This window comes from Rhodocyclus purpureus (assembly GCF_016653115.1).
GTDB lineage: Bacteria > Pseudomonadota > Gammaproteobacteria > Burkholderiales > Rhodocyclaceae > Rhodocyclus > Rhodocyclus purpureus.
This window is the reverse complement of record NZ_NHRX01000030.1, coordinates 39521-53016: the sequence shown is the minus strand read 5'-3', so window position 1 is coordinate 53016 and position 13496 is coordinate 39521. Positions and strand designations below refer to the sequence as shown.

Here is a 13496-nt window from a genome sequence, read left to right as displayed (position 1 = left end):
CCGCTTGAGGGGACCGTAGCTGCTCGCGCGCATCGGTGCAGCCGTCATGGGCCTGTCCTCATGGCTTCGGGATATATCTCAAAGTCATGGTTGCGGCGTTATCCACCTATAATGCGCTGATGCCTTCTTCCCGATGAGCACCGTGCGATCTCATTCCACCCCGCATGCCGCCCGGATGCCCCGGACCAGCGCTGGCGTCGTCTGGTGGTGGTTGCCGTATGTCGCATTCGTGATCTACGGAAGCTTGCTGCCGTTCGAGTTCAGGCCGCTGCCGGGCGACCTGGCGTGGGCGCGATTCCTGCAGATCCAGTTGCTCGACGTCGGTGCGCAGGGGCGTGCCGACTGGATAGCGAACGGCGTGCTGTACGTTCCCGTCGGCTTCCTCTCCGTCAATCTGCTGGCGGGAGGACACGCGGGCCAGCGTTTGCCGGTGCATCTCGTGGCGGCACTGGCCTTCTCGTGCCTGCTGGCAGCCTGCGTCGAATTCGCCCAAGTTTATTTTCCCAACCGGACCGTGTCACTGAACGACCTCTATGCGGAGTGGATTGGCTCCGCGCTGGGGGTGATGCTGGCGGGTCGCTGGCAGGCGCGATTCTGGACCCTGGTTTCGTCCTGGAAACAGATCCGTGCCGAACAGCTCCTGATCCTGTTGCTCGAAGCCTACGCTGCGCTGTACGTCGCGTTCGGCTTGTTTCCCTTCGACGTGATCCTGTCCGCTGCGGAAATGGCGTCGAAGTTGCGCTCGGCCGCCTGGGGCTGGCTCGTCGCGGACGAATTCAGGACGGGCGGGACGCTGGTCGCCACGCTCAAGCTGCTGGCCGAGGCCTTGGCTGTCATTCCGCTGGGCGTCCTCCTTGCCAGACTGCGTCGGCAGGCGACGGCAACGCAGACGGTGCTGGCCGGGCTGGCGCTCGGGGCGGTGATCGAGATCGCGCAATTCTTCCTCGTTTCCGGCGTGTCGCAAGGTGCCTCGGTGCTGACCCGCGCCGCCGGCATCCATGTCGGCGCCAGACTGTGGATGGCCAGGGCCCGATTCGACATGCCCCGCCTTGCCGGATTCGTCCTGCGCTACGCCCGGCCGCTGCTGTTCGTCTATCTCCTGCTGCTGGCGGCGATCAATGGCTGGTTCAGGTACGCGTGGGGAGATCTTGCTACGGCGACCCGAGTGTTCGAGGCAACGCGCTTTCTCCCTTTCTATTACCACTACTACACGACCGAACAGGCAGCGCTGCTCAGCCTCGTTTCCGTCGCCTGCATGTACGCGCCGGTCGGCGCCTTCACCTGGATTGCGCGGACTTCCCCGGCGGTGGCTTTCTGGGCCGCGCTTGCCTTGTCCGCTGCCTTCGAGACGAGCAAGCTGTTCCTGCAGGGCCTGCACCCCGATCCGAGCAATCTGCCGATTGCGGGCCTGGCTGCCTGGGGCCTGGCCAGATCGATCGCGTATTTCGAAGTCACGCTTGGCCGGCTCCCGGCTCCGTCGATTCCGCGGGGAGGGGACGGCGAGGCGCTGTCCGGAGAAATCATGGCTGCTCGCCGCCAGGCGCGGGAAGAATCTTCCGGTCTGGCGACGACCGCCGGAGCCGCTTCGGTGCTGCTGTCTGCGCTCGGCCTGGTTGCGCTGGGCTGGGGGGTCCGGGATTTTCCGGCCTGCAACCTCGCCCTGGCGGTCCTGCTTGCGGCCAGCGGATGCCTGCTCTGGTTGCGTCCGCACTGGATCCTGGTGGTGATCCCGATCGCTGCCGCGCTCCTCGATTTGGCCCCGTGGACCGGGAGATTCTTCATCGACGAGTTCGACCTTTTCATCGCCTCCAGCCTCGGCATCGGCTACCTGAGGACCCGCGGACAGCCGGCGGTCGCGGCGAAGAAGGACATGGCGTTCCTCCTGGCCTTGTCCTTGCTGGGCGTCTCTTATGCCGTCAGTGCGCTCGTCGGCCTGTTTCCCTGGAAGCCGGTCGATGCCAATTCGTTCGCGCACTACTACAGCCAGTTCAACGGGCTGCGGCTGGCCAAGGGCATGCTCTGGGCTTTGTTGTTCCACGGCCTGCTCTCCCGCTTCATCGCTGCTGGCAAACCCGTGTTTGGGCTCATGGCGCTGGGCATGGTGATGGCGGTGGCCGGTGTCGTGCTGGTCACGACCTGGGAGCGCTGGGTCTTCCCCGGGCTGTTCAATTTTGCCGACGAGTACCGGGTCACCGGGCCGTTTTCGCAGATGCACGTCGGCGGGGCAGACCTCGAGGCTTTTCTGACCCTGAGCGTTCCGTTCCTCGTCTACGGCATCTTCGAACAACGCCGGACATCGGCCAAATTCGGCCTGCTGCTGTTGCTGGCGGGCTGCACCTACAGCCTGATGGTGACCTTCGCGCGCGTCGGCTACCTTGCTTACCTCGTCGCCGTGGGGCTTGCCGCGCTGGGGATGTTCGGCGGGAAAGCGGCTGCTCCGGCGACCCGGCGGCGACTCACGATGGCCGGCCTGCTTGCGCTGATCGTCGTCGGCGTCGCCGCCCCCGTCATGCTGGGCAGCTTCGCCCAGGCGCGTATCGCGGTGGCGGGGAACGACCTGAAGCTGCGTCAGGCGCACTGGGCCGACGCGCTCGCCATGCGCGATGCCGGCTGGACGACCCGCCTGTTCGGCATGGGACTGGGGCGATTCCCGGAAACCCACTACTGGCGCAGCATGGAGCCACGCTCCGGCTCCTACGCGCTGCTACAGGAGGAGGACAACGTCTTCCTGCGCCTGGGGCAGGGCCAGCCGCTGTTCGTCGAGCAGATTATCGCGCCGAGACGGGATGCCAGCTACTCCTTGCAGGTGCTGCTGCGCAGCACGGCAAAGGATCCGGCAATCACGCTGGCGCTTTGTGAGAAATGGTTGCTGAGCTCGGCCGGGTGCAGCAACCAGACCATCAGTTTTGCCGGGAACGGCCGCTGGCAAGCTTTCAACCTCGACGTCCCGTCGCTGCAGGGCAGCAGTGCAGGCGGCAGACCGATGAAATTCTCGGTCTTCAACGCCAGCAGAGATTCACCCCTGGAGGTCGACGAACTCGCCTTGCTCGATGAGGGCGGCCGCAACCTGCTGAGCAACGGCAATTTCCAGCAGGGACTGGATCACTGGTTCTTCGTGCCCGATGACGCCCTCGCCTGGAACATGTCGAGCATGCCGGTCCATCTGCTGTTCGAGCAGGGATGGTTAGGCCTGATCGCGTTCGGGCTCCTCGCCGGTGGCGGCTTGGTGCGTGCGTTCGTCCAGGCCCGGAGGCGCAATGCCAGCGCCGTGGTGGTGCTGGCTGCCGCTTCCGGGCTTCTGGTCATCGCCACGATGGATAGCCTGATCGACAGCCCGCGCCTGCTGTTCCTGCTGACGACCGTGTTGCTGCTGTGCTGGCGGAGCCACGAGCTGGACTCGGCGCAGTCGATGAAAGCCTGAGCCGACGGCAGCCGAAGCGGATCAGCAGCCGCCCAGTCCGGGCTGGATGGTGATCAGGATCGACCTGCCGCCGCCGTTCGGCCCGCACAGGCGATAGCTGCCCCCGTCATCCCTGAACAACTGCCAGGCATAGCTGGTGCTGCCGTAGTTGTAGACGACCTTCGCATCGCCGGGCGTTTGGTCGATCGACCAGCTGCCGACCCGGCTGCTCGGGTCGCTCTTGTCGGCAGGTCCTTTCTTGTAATCCCAGAGTTGGCCGCCACCACGGTGCTGCTCCTGCCATAGTTCCCCGTGATCGTTGGCGCAGATCGTGTTTCCGGAGACCGCTTTTTCTATTTGCCTGGCGTTTTGTTGCTTTCCCGTGCACGCGATGGTGTTGCCCGAGAGCGCCAGTGCACCGCTGGCGAGAACAAGAAAGATGGGATTCATGACGGTCTTCTCCAGAATTTCAGGACGACGTCGACAGGTCTGCGCCGCGCAAACGGTTCTCACCCGAAGCGACATCATCAGCATGCTAGCATCTTCCGGTCGAATGCAAATCGCATTTTGGCGACCGCTTCTGGTGGCTGGCTCCGTGCGTTCCTGTGGTCGGCCGAGTGTTGCGCCTGAGCGTCCGCTCGACTGGATTTGCATGCGACCCTGCCTTGAAACTGACCTTGTCTCTGGCATCACCTGCTATGCTACGCAGATAGATCGGGCGCCGCCATGTCGTCAGGCCCGGCTTGGGTGGGGCCATGTGCTTCTGCGGTTCGCGGGCGCCATGTGATCGGGCGCAGACGAAGTTCGCTCGACTTGCAGCGGGCGACTTTCCCGGGTTCCCCCAAGCCCGGCCTGCACGCCAGATGCTTGACGCCAGTGCCGGCGCTCCGGTCCACACCCTGTCAATGAGCGCCAGTTTTATGCCTCAGGGTGGCGAGCGATCCGTCGTTGCCCACTTTGCCTTGCCGGTGGCTCACGACGCGAAGATCTTCGATCTCGTCACCTGTTCATGCCGACGATGGTGACGTCAATGGCGGAAGGAGATTCAGGTCATGTCAACACTCAGTTCCCCGCCGGCAGTGGAAGGCGCGCGCTGCGCCACACATCAGCCGGCGATCCAGTCCGCCGGCGGCAGCCACATCTCCGTCTGCCGTGGCCAAGCCGAAGCCAGCGGCACCGACCGGCATGCATCGCAGGTTCTTCGCCAAGCGCGCTCGCAAACGGACTCGCTTGCATCGGGCAAGCCGCGATTCAATGAGCTTGACATTGACCGGACGGCAGCCACAGAGGGGGGGCTTGCCGCCTGGAAATGCCTGTTTGCCAAGTACGGCGTCGCCTGTGCAGAAAAGGTTGCCGGCGACTTCGCAGTCGGCTTCACCGACGAGCGAGGCGTTTCCTTCGCTGCGGTCGATCGCTTTGCGCGGAACAGCCTCTGCTATCGCATCGACGGCGGCAGGATCCGTTTTTCGCCAAACGCCGACGAACTCGCAGATGACGTGAGCGGGATCGACCCGCAAGCGATCTTCGATTATCTCTATTTCCACGTCATTCCATCGCCACGTACCATCTTCAAGGGAGTGTTCCGCTTGCCACCCGGCCATTGCCTGATTCTTGAGCATGGCGAACTGCGCATCACCCGATATTGGCAAGCGCAATTTGTGGAAGGTGAGCCCGTGGCGTTCGGCCAACTCGCTGCGGAATTCCGCCGCTTGCTGCGCCAGGCCGTGGCAAGACAGCTTGACGGTAGCAAGCCCGCCTCCTTCCTGAGTGGAGGTACCGACAGTTCGACCGTTGCCGGAATGATCGGCCAAGTCTGCGGTCGCCCGGCCGCGACCTACTCGATCGGCTTCGATGCCGAGGGCTACGACGAAATGGCTTATGCGCGGATTGCCGCGAAACATTTCAGCACCGAACACCACGAATACTATGTGACGCCGGACGACCTGGTGCAAAGCATTCCTGCAGTCGCCGCTCACTACGACCAGCCCTTCGGCAATTCCTCGGCGCTGCCGGCCTATTATTGCGCGAGGATGGCGAGGGACGACGGTGTCAGTCTGCTGCTTGCCGGCGATGGTGGCGACGAGTTGTTCGGCGGCAATTCCCGCTATGCCAAGAGCAAGCTCTTCGATTACTACCACTATCTCCCGGGGGCATTGAGCAAAGTCATGGAGCCAGTGCTGGCCGGGGACATTTCGGGACGGCTGCCGCTCTTGCGCAAGCTGCGCAGCTATGTCGAGCAGGCGCGTGTTCCCATGCCGGACAGGCTGCAGATGTACAACCTGGTCATGCGCCTGGGTCTCGACCGGATGATGACTCCCGAACTGCTCTCCCGAGTCGATATCGAGCAGCCGCTGCTGGAACAGCGCAAGGTGTGGCTTTCCGTGTCCACCAACTGCGAGCTCAATCGGGAGCTGGCTTACGACTGGCGCTACACCCTGGCGGAAAATGATTTGCCCAAGGTATGTGGCACCAGTCGCCTCGCGGGACTGAGTGTCGCTTTCCCGATGCTGGACGACGACTTGCTCTCCTTTTCCCTGAGCTTGCCAAGCGCGTACAAGCTGAAAGGCTTGAAATTGCGCTGGTTCTTCAAGGAAGCGCTACGCGGCTTCCTGCCCGAGGCCATCCTCGCCAAAAAAAAACAGGGTTTCGGCCTGCCTTTCGGTGTCTGGCTTTGCCGGCATCCGCGGCTCAATGAACTGGCCAGCGAATCGGTACGCAGCCTTGTCGAGCGCGGCATCCTGCAGGGCGATTTCGTGGAAACGCTGCTTGGCCAGCGCCTGTCGGAGCATCCCGGGTATTACGGTGAGATGGTATGGATTTCGATGATGCTCGAACACTGGCTGCGTGTGCATGCGCCCCGATTCTCGCTCAAGAGCGACTGAGCAAAACGGGCTTCCTCGACGAGCCGAGCCATGCTCTTTACCAGCGCCATCTTTTTCTGCGTGTACCTGCCGATCGTTCTTGTGGGGTACTACCTGCTGGGGCGGCGCGACGCCATGTGGGGGGCCATCTGGCTCTTCCTCGCTTCACTGGCGTTTTACGGCTACTGGATGCCGGAATTCACCACGCTGCTGCTCGGGTCGATCATCTGGAACTTCTGGATCGGCAAGAAAATCGGCGGTGCCCGCCAGGTGGGCGGAGTCCCGGCGAAGACCGTTGCAGCGCGGAACTGGTTCACGCTCGGCGTCGCGGTTGACCTTGGGCTACTTGCGTATTTCAAATACGCCGGATGGTTCGTCGCCAATCTCAACGCGCTGACCGGCCAGGACTGGAGTACGGGCAGGATCATTTTGCCGATCGGCATTTCCTTCTTTACCTTCACGCAGATCGCTTTCCTGAGCGATGCCTATCTGAAGGGTACGAGAGAAGTCAGGTTCGCCCATTTCGGTCTCTTCGTCACCTATTTCCCGCATCTGATCGCCGGCCCCGTGATCCACCATGCGCAGATGATGCCCCAGTTCCGGGATGCGGCCAGCTACCGCTTCGTTCCCGGGCACGTCGCCGCCGGTCTCTTCATCTTCGCCATCGGTCTGTTCAAGAAAGTGGTTCTTGCAGATGCGATCAGTCCTTACGCCGATGCGGTTTTCGATGCTGCCCAAGCCGGCGAGCGTCCCGACCTTGCCGAAGCGTGGATCGGGGCGCTGGCCTACACCTTTCAGTTGTACTTCGACTTTTCCGGCTACTCCGACATGGCCATCGGCCTGTCCTGGATGTTGAACATCCGGCTCCCGTTCAATTTCGATTCACCGTACAAGTCATTGAGCATTTCGGATTTCTGGCGGCGTTGGCACATGACACTGTCGGCCTTCCTGCGTGACTATCTCTACGTTGCCTTGGGCGGCAACCGCAAGGGGCCGCAGCGGAGGTATGTGAACCTTCTGATCACCATGGTTCTGGGCGGTTTGTGGCATGGCGCCAACTGGACCTTCGTCTTCTGGGGCGCTCTGCATGGCGGCTATCTTGTCATCAACCACGCTTTTCGCGCACTCGTCAGCCGGCATCTGCCCCGACTCCAAGCCAATTCCATCTTCAGGCTGGGGGCCTGGCTGCTGACTTTTCTCTGTGTGGTTGCCGGCTGGGTCTTTTTCAGGGCAGCCGATTTTTCGTCGGCAATCAGGGTGCTCGACGGCATGTTCATCCCGGTCTTTGCTGCCGAGGCCGCTGCCAATATTCATCCGATCCTCTGGAACCAGGGCCTCGACGTCGTGCGAGCCCTCCAGTTCCTGACGGTCCTGGGCGCCATCGCCTTTCTCTGTCCCAACAGCAATCTCGTCGGCGAACATGCTTTGCATGCCGCCGGCCGTCATTCATTGGTGCCGCCATTGCTGTCGGGGATTTCGCTGGTCGCTTGTTTACTTCTCGTACTGGTTAACGAGACTCGCGCCACGGCAAGTGCGTTCATCTACTTCAACTTCTGACATGAAGTCCCTCCTTCTCTGCATTTCCGGCGCTGTCCTGATGCTTCTCTTCATCGAGGCCGGCTTGCGCCTGTTGCCGGTATCGACAGCGACGCGGAGCGATTACTACCTCGCTCCACGCATCTTGACCTATCCGCCAGGACACTGTTTCACCGTCTCGACAGGCTGGGACCTCAAGAACCCGCAAAGGCAGTGTGCGAACAACTTCGGTTTCCTCTCCGAGCGGGATTTCTCGAACGATCCGCAAGCTATCGCACTCGTCGGTGACAGCTTCGTCGAGGCCAACATGCTGCCGCGCGACCGCACGCTGGCGGCGCAACTCGAGTCGCTGCTTGCGGACAGGCCCGTGTTCGCGCTGGGAGGTCCCGGTTCCAGCCTCCTCGACTACGCCGAGAGAGCGCTTTTCGCGGCAAGCCGCTTCGGCATTAACACGTTTGTGTTCGTTCTCGAGCGCAGCGATGTCGAGCAAGCCTTCTGCGGTTCGGGCAATGTTCATGCCCTCTGTATCGATGCGGCTTCCCTGCACTTGCGTACCCAGTTGCAGCCCGCGCCGTCCCTTTTCAAGCGTTTCGCCAGGGAGTCGGCGCTCGCACAATATATTTTTTCACAGCTCAAGTTCAATCCCGCGCAAGCTTGGCGCTCGCTCGGCGAGAAGAAGGGGCCGCCACCAGCCCGAATCGCCACGCCAGGCATGAGCGCGGATGCGTGCAGAGTCGCCGTGCTCGCGTTCTTTGCGCAGCTGTCGCAGATCGGAGATGCACGGATCTATTATGTGATCGATCCTCCGCGGGAAGACCTGTTCGCCAAGAATGAAGAGTCTGCCTGTCTGCAGGAGTTAAGAACGGTGGCGGAGGAGCACGGCGCGGTTGAAATAGAAACCGCTCCGTCTTTCAGGGAGGACCTTGCCAGTTCTGGCTTGAAGCTCGAGGTGGGCCCATATGACCACCACTGGAATCCGCGGGCGGTGCGGATGGTGGCTCAGGCGATTGCACAGACGCTTTCAGCACCAAGGTGAGCGCTGCGCGGTAATGGGGGGCGCCAGCATGGCTGCCGGAGGGGAGGAACGCGGGTGACGGCGATGATCTCTGGAAAACTGGAGCTTCTTCAGGTGCTCAGGGGCATTGCGGCCTTGCTCGTCGTGCTCCTCCATTTTCAAGACATATTGCTTGACGAGTGGCCGTGGTTTGCGGAGTTTTTTGCCCATGGCTACATCGGCGTGGATATCTTCTTCCTGATCTCCGGCTTCGTCATTTATGTGTCAACGGAAAACGGGCACGATCGTGATGTGATCAGCTTCCTGACTCGGCGATTCTTTCGCGTCGTTGTGCCTGCGTGGGTGGCCATGGCCCTCCTGCTGTGTATTAAACCACCGCTCCTCGAAAACCTGATCCTCAGTGTGCTGTTCATCCCACTGCAGAACAGCCACCCGCCCGGGTACGGATACAACTTCCTGATCGTCGCCTGGACCTTGACTTACGAGCTCATCTTTTACACCTTGTTTGCCGCAGCGATGGCGTCGGAAACCGGGAGGGCTCATCGTGGCCTGGTGGCGGGCATGCTGATTGTTGGTATGGTCGCGGCCATTCAGACGTTGACCGGGACCTATACCCTGAACGCCGAAGAGGCTGCCGTGCTCCCCTCACGACAGTTCCTTCCCGTCCAGATTTTCAGCTTGTTGGGTAACCCGCTGTTGACGGAATTCGTTGTCGGCGTTGGACTCGCGTGGGCCTACCAGCGAAAATTGCTCGCCTGGCTTGCACGCGAACCTTTCGTCCCTTTGCTGGTGGTGCTCGTGTCAGCCCTGCTGACGCTGATGTTTCACTATCGCGACGGGAATGGGTGGACTAACGCAGGCCTCCTGGCACTCTGTATCGTGATCGGCACACTGATCGCTCAGTCAGCGATCGATCGCACCGCTACGACGAAGCAATACCTCCGGATTGCCGTTTATCTTGGGGAGCTTTCTTACAGCATTTATCTCCTGCACCCGATCGTGAAGTCGATTTTCTCGGTTGCGCCAGTCGGAAAATTGGCCGCTGCAAGTTTCGGTCCAATGGGGATGTTCTTGCTGATGTTGGCTTGTACTTTCTTCGCAGCTCGCTTTTTCTACAAGCTGGTGGAGCTTCCCTGCCAAACGATCGGAAGGGAGGTGGCCGAGCGTCGCCGCCGGTTCGTCGTATAGACGCTTGCCGAATTCCGTGAGGTGTTGGGTTTTCAGGCCGGGGACGAGTTCACGGGCGGGGAGGATTTATCGAGTCTGCCATTTGTTTCGTAAAAAGCTTCCTCCCTCGTCCATGAGCCGCAACAGTCGGCCACGCACATGGCGGTTGTAGAGGAAATAGGAAGTTGTCGAGTAGGTGCGTTCGGTCCATCGCATCTTGTATTCCTCACAATTCCCCATGAAGTCGAAGGTCCCCACACCACGCCTGTAAAGTTCCTCGATCAGCGGTTTGTAAATGTAGGATCCGGCGCCGATCGAGTGCAGGGATTCGTCATAACTGGCTTTTTCGTTGTAGTATATTTTTTCAAAGACGAAGCCCATGGCGTAGGAGATCGGTGTTCCGTCCCGCGAAAGGATGCTTCCCAGAAACCACCCGTTCGCTGCCGCCCTGGCAAGGAAACGACGATAAAAGCCTTCCTGTCGCGGGTTGGTCGTGATCGATGTTCCAGCCTTCTCTTTCCATGAGCGTCGATCTATGCTCAAGATGTGTGTGATGAAATCCTCGACCTCTGCCGGTTGCTCATAGAAGCGGATGTCGAATCCTCCTGATTTGATGAGCCGGTTCTCGGATTTTTTCAGGTTGTCGCGAAAGTTCTTTGATAATCCGGAGAAATACAGCTCCTTGCATTCCGGAAGTTCGATATAGGGCGATTTGCTTTTTCCATATATGTGAAGTGCGTGTCCTTTGTTGCGGCAAGTCTCCTGGAAAATTTTTTGAGAGATGCTGCCATCGACCAATGTTACATGGAATTTGTCCCACTCCCGATGCTGCGAAAAGATGAACTCGAAGAGGGCTTCCAGATGTGCGCTGGCTCGATCGGCGTCAAGAAGGAGACCGCTGCGTCCCGAAAATATCTCGGTGATCGGCTCGAGGATCCTCTGGTGCAAGCCGCGGCTGCGCACGATCCTGACATGGCAAGGGATGATGCCGCGTGTCCTTTGCTCATCATGCACTACGAAGACTTTTTGCGGCACCGACTGAAGGTGGTTTTCCCAGAGGGAGAGCGTCCATTCGATTGTTCCGGAGATGCCGATGCCGTTGGCCTCGGTGGCCAAGGGGCGCAGCAGGTCCGGCCAGTCCTGGGCCAGCCTGCGGCATTCGTCAATCGTCTCCACTACACTTATTTTCATGGATTGTTCCTCGCCGGGCGTATTCTTGGAGGTGCCTGATCCGGTTCCTGAGTTGCCATAAAGCGTGCACGGCCAATCCTTTGCTGGTGCGGTTGTAGATTGTCCATGGCTGTCGTGCGTAGGTCCTGTTAGCTGCCGAGTAGCGCCTTTTGTGTGGTTCGATCAAGCCCATGAAATCAAAACGTGAATTTCCCGAGCGTGCCAGCGATAAAATCGATCGATAGCGGACGAAATGGGAGATCGACAGGTGGTCGAAGTCATCCACGTAGCTGTTTTTCAGGTCGACGAAAACACCGCTACGTGATAGTCCGAGGAGGTAGGCGACGGGACGGCCCGCAACCAGCAACAAATGGCCGGCAAGCATGCCACTGCGGATCGCCCTGGGCAGCAATGCCCGATAGAAATTTTGCTGTCGTGGATGGTTCGTGATGGCCGATCCGGCCCGGTGTTTCCATGAGTGTCGTTCTATCTCGAGAATCGAATCGAGCAACGCATCGCTGTCTTCTGCTCGCGAGTAGCGCAGGTCGAGCAGGCACGCATTTTCCTCTTCCGCCAACTTGCGCTCGGTCTGCCGAATTCGCTGACGAACATCTTTGGCGACTCCGGACCATCCTCTTTTCTCGTCGCTTTCCAAGGGGAAGAACAGCGATTCCCGTGCTTCCCCGACAAGGGCGCGGTATCCCCCCTTCGCGATCGCGTCCATCGCGGCGAGGCTGGCCCTGCTACCTGTCACCAGCGTCATGGCCAGGCTCACCCAGCCGGGACAGGCCAGGTCGAGGCCACCAAGCAGATCACCTAAGATCCGACGAGATCCGGGTTCTTGGAGCAACGGTCCACTGCGCCCCCCGTATGTTTCGGTGGGCAGTATCAAACGCGGCCCAAGTCGACTGTTCCGGTCGATCAGGAGCGGCAGTATTCCGATGATGCGCGAGTTCTCCCAGGCGACGATGACCCGCGATTCGTCTGCCTCGGGAAAGGCTTCGAGGATCGCCTCGAACCATTCGAAGCTCGCAGTGGCGTCGTCTCCTCGCAGGTTGTCGGGGTCCTCCACGGCAAGCGCATTCCAGTATTCCCGCAGGGGTGCGTAAGATCGCCGCTGGTCGAGGATCTCGATTTCTCGGTGCATGCTTTTCAGGGAATGTCCAGGCTATGCGCGATGACTGCGAGCGAACGGTCGATATCCTGTCGCGTGATGTTCTGATGCACGGACAGGCACAGGACATGCCGGGAAAGAAAGACTGCGTCGCTGATCGTTCGTGCGTCGCCGGAGGAAAAAAGGGCCGAATGAAGGTGCAAGCCGAAGGTGTGCAAGGCGACTCCGGAATCCAGCCAGTGATGGTCGATATCGTCGCGTCGGGGCAACAGCAAGGGAAAGACCCATGGGCAAGCTGTCTCGGGCAGAACAGGGAATAGGCAGGTCAGTTCCGGGCACTCGCTCAGTTGTTCCGCATAGCGCCCGTAGTTGGCCCGGCGGAGCCGCGCGATAGCGGCAAGGTCGGCGCACTCGATGATTTGTCGGGCGAGGGGCGGCATGGTGCAAGCAGCCAGACGCGCGTCGAAAGGGTAATGGTCCTCGCCGCGCATCCCGTTCGCTGCGCCGGTCTGCGCTTCCGTACGGCGCGGCTTCATGGCCAGGCGCAGCCGTTCCAGTTTCTGGAAGACCATCCATGCCCAGGAGTGATCGGAGCGTGCGAGCGATTCCTCGAGCATCCGTTTCAGGAGAACGATTCGTTCGTCGAGCGGCGGCAAGGGGGCTTGGGCGCCAGGCACCATCGCCGGGGCCCTTCGCCACAAGCCGCCGCCAACCGAGGAAGGGATCAGTTTCCAGAAACTGAAGATCCCGTAGTCCCCCTCGATCTCGACGAGGGCAGGGGGCGAGCCTTGCAGAAATGAATGCGACCAGTCTTCGATCAGCCGGATGCCGCGTTCGCGCAGCCCTTGCAGAGGTGCGAGGTCAACCTTCATGCCAAAGAAGTGGATCACCAGCACGCCGCCGGTTTCCTGATCCGCTTTGGTGTTCAAGTCGGCATGGTCGATGGAGAGGTCGCGCCGGATACGATAGAAGACGGGCTCAAGCCCGGCGAACAGAGCTGGCGTGACGCCGGAAGGACAGTGAAAGGCGGGCATCAGGATCTTGCGTCGTCCCGAGAGCGCAATTTCCTGGCAGGCCCGCAGCAAGGCGCCTCGGCCATTGTAGGTGAGTTCAAGGCCTGGAGTCTCCAGCAGCGCCCGCGCCGATTTCAGTCGGCGTGGCCGGAAGATGTCGTGCAGCGAGGCCACCGGATGAACTTCGGGCTTCTGTCGGCCAGCCTTCAGGGCCATGGCG

At 60.8% G+C, this 13496-nt stretch carries 9 protein-coding genes; 5 read left to right on the top strand and 4 right to left on the bottom strand.

The features are described 5' to 3' along the window. Nucleotides 1–175 precede the first annotated feature (175 nt). The gene (locus tag CCR84_RS05840; protein WP_201210503.1) at nucleotides 176–3421 is read left to right on the top strand and encodes a VanZ family protein; all 3246 of its coding nucleotides are present in this window, start codon (nucleotides 176–178) and stop codon (nucleotides 3419–3421) included. A gap of 21 nt (nucleotides 3422–3442) precedes the next feature. Here the strand turns inward: CCR84_RS05840 and CCR84_RS05835 are convergent, their stop codons facing one another. Then, entirely contained in the window at nucleotides 3443–3934 is a 492-nt protein-coding gene (locus tag CCR84_RS05835) for a hypothetical protein (RefSeq protein ID WP_201210501.1), read from the bottom strand. 518 nt (nucleotides 3935–4452) lie between these two features. Between CCR84_RS05835 and CCR84_RS05830 the strand changes: the two genes are divergently transcribed. From CCR84_RS05830 to CCR84_RS05815, 4 genes are all read left to right on the top strand, one after another. Continuing rightward, nucleotides 4453–6282 (top strand): asparagine synthase, encoded by a 1830-nt coding sequence (locus CCR84_RS05830; protein ID WP_201210499.1) that lies wholly within the window; start codon nucleotides 4453–4455, stop codon nucleotides 6280–6282. Between the two features lie 30 nt (nucleotides 6283–6312). Further along, complete coding sequence (locus CCR84_RS05825; protein WP_201210498.1) at nucleotides 6313–7818, top strand: MBOAT family O-acyltransferase; 1506 nt, start codon at nucleotides 6313–6315, stop codon at nucleotides 7816–7818. 1 nt (nucleotide 7819) lies between these two features. Then, nucleotides 7820–8833 carry a hypothetical protein gene (locus tag CCR84_RS05820; protein WP_201210497.1) on the top strand — a complete coding sequence of 338 codons (1014 nt, stop codon included), beginning with the start codon at nucleotides 7820–7822 and terminating at the stop codon, nucleotides 8831–8833. Nucleotides 8834–8896: 63 nt separating this feature from the next. Next, nucleotides 8897–10000: an acyltransferase family protein gene (locus tag CCR84_RS05815; protein WP_242508570.1), complete on the top strand. Its 1104-nt coding sequence runs from the start codon at nucleotides 8897–8899 to the stop codon at nucleotides 9998–10000. A 66-nt stretch (nucleotides 10001–10066) separates the two neighbouring features. On the opposite strand, the gene CCR84_RS05810 is transcribed toward CCR84_RS05815, so the two are convergent. From CCR84_RS05810 to CCR84_RS05800, 3 genes are read right to left on the bottom strand one after another with little or no spacing between them, the layout of a single operon-like run. After that, the gene (locus CCR84_RS05810; protein WP_201210495.1) at nucleotides 10067–11170 is read right to left on the bottom strand and encodes a GNAT family N-acetyltransferase; all 1104 of its coding nucleotides are present in this window, start codon (nucleotides 11168–11170) and stop codon (nucleotides 10067–10069) included. Next, on the bottom strand, nucleotides 11142–12296 hold the full coding sequence (locus tag CCR84_RS05805; RefSeq protein WP_201210494.1) for a GNAT family N-acetyltransferase: 1155 nt from the start codon (nucleotides 12294–12296) through the stop codon (nucleotides 11142–11144). Before CCR84_RS05805 ends, CCR84_RS05810 begins: the two co-directional genes overlap by 29 nt. 5 nt (nucleotides 12297–12301) lie before the next feature. Beyond that, nucleotides 12302–13492, bottom strand: a complete 1191-nt coding sequence (locus tag CCR84_RS05800) for a DegT/DnrJ/EryC1/StrS family aminotransferase (protein WP_201210493.1) — start codon at nucleotides 13490–13492, stop codon at nucleotides 12302–12304. Nucleotides 13493–13496 lie beyond the last annotated feature (4 nt).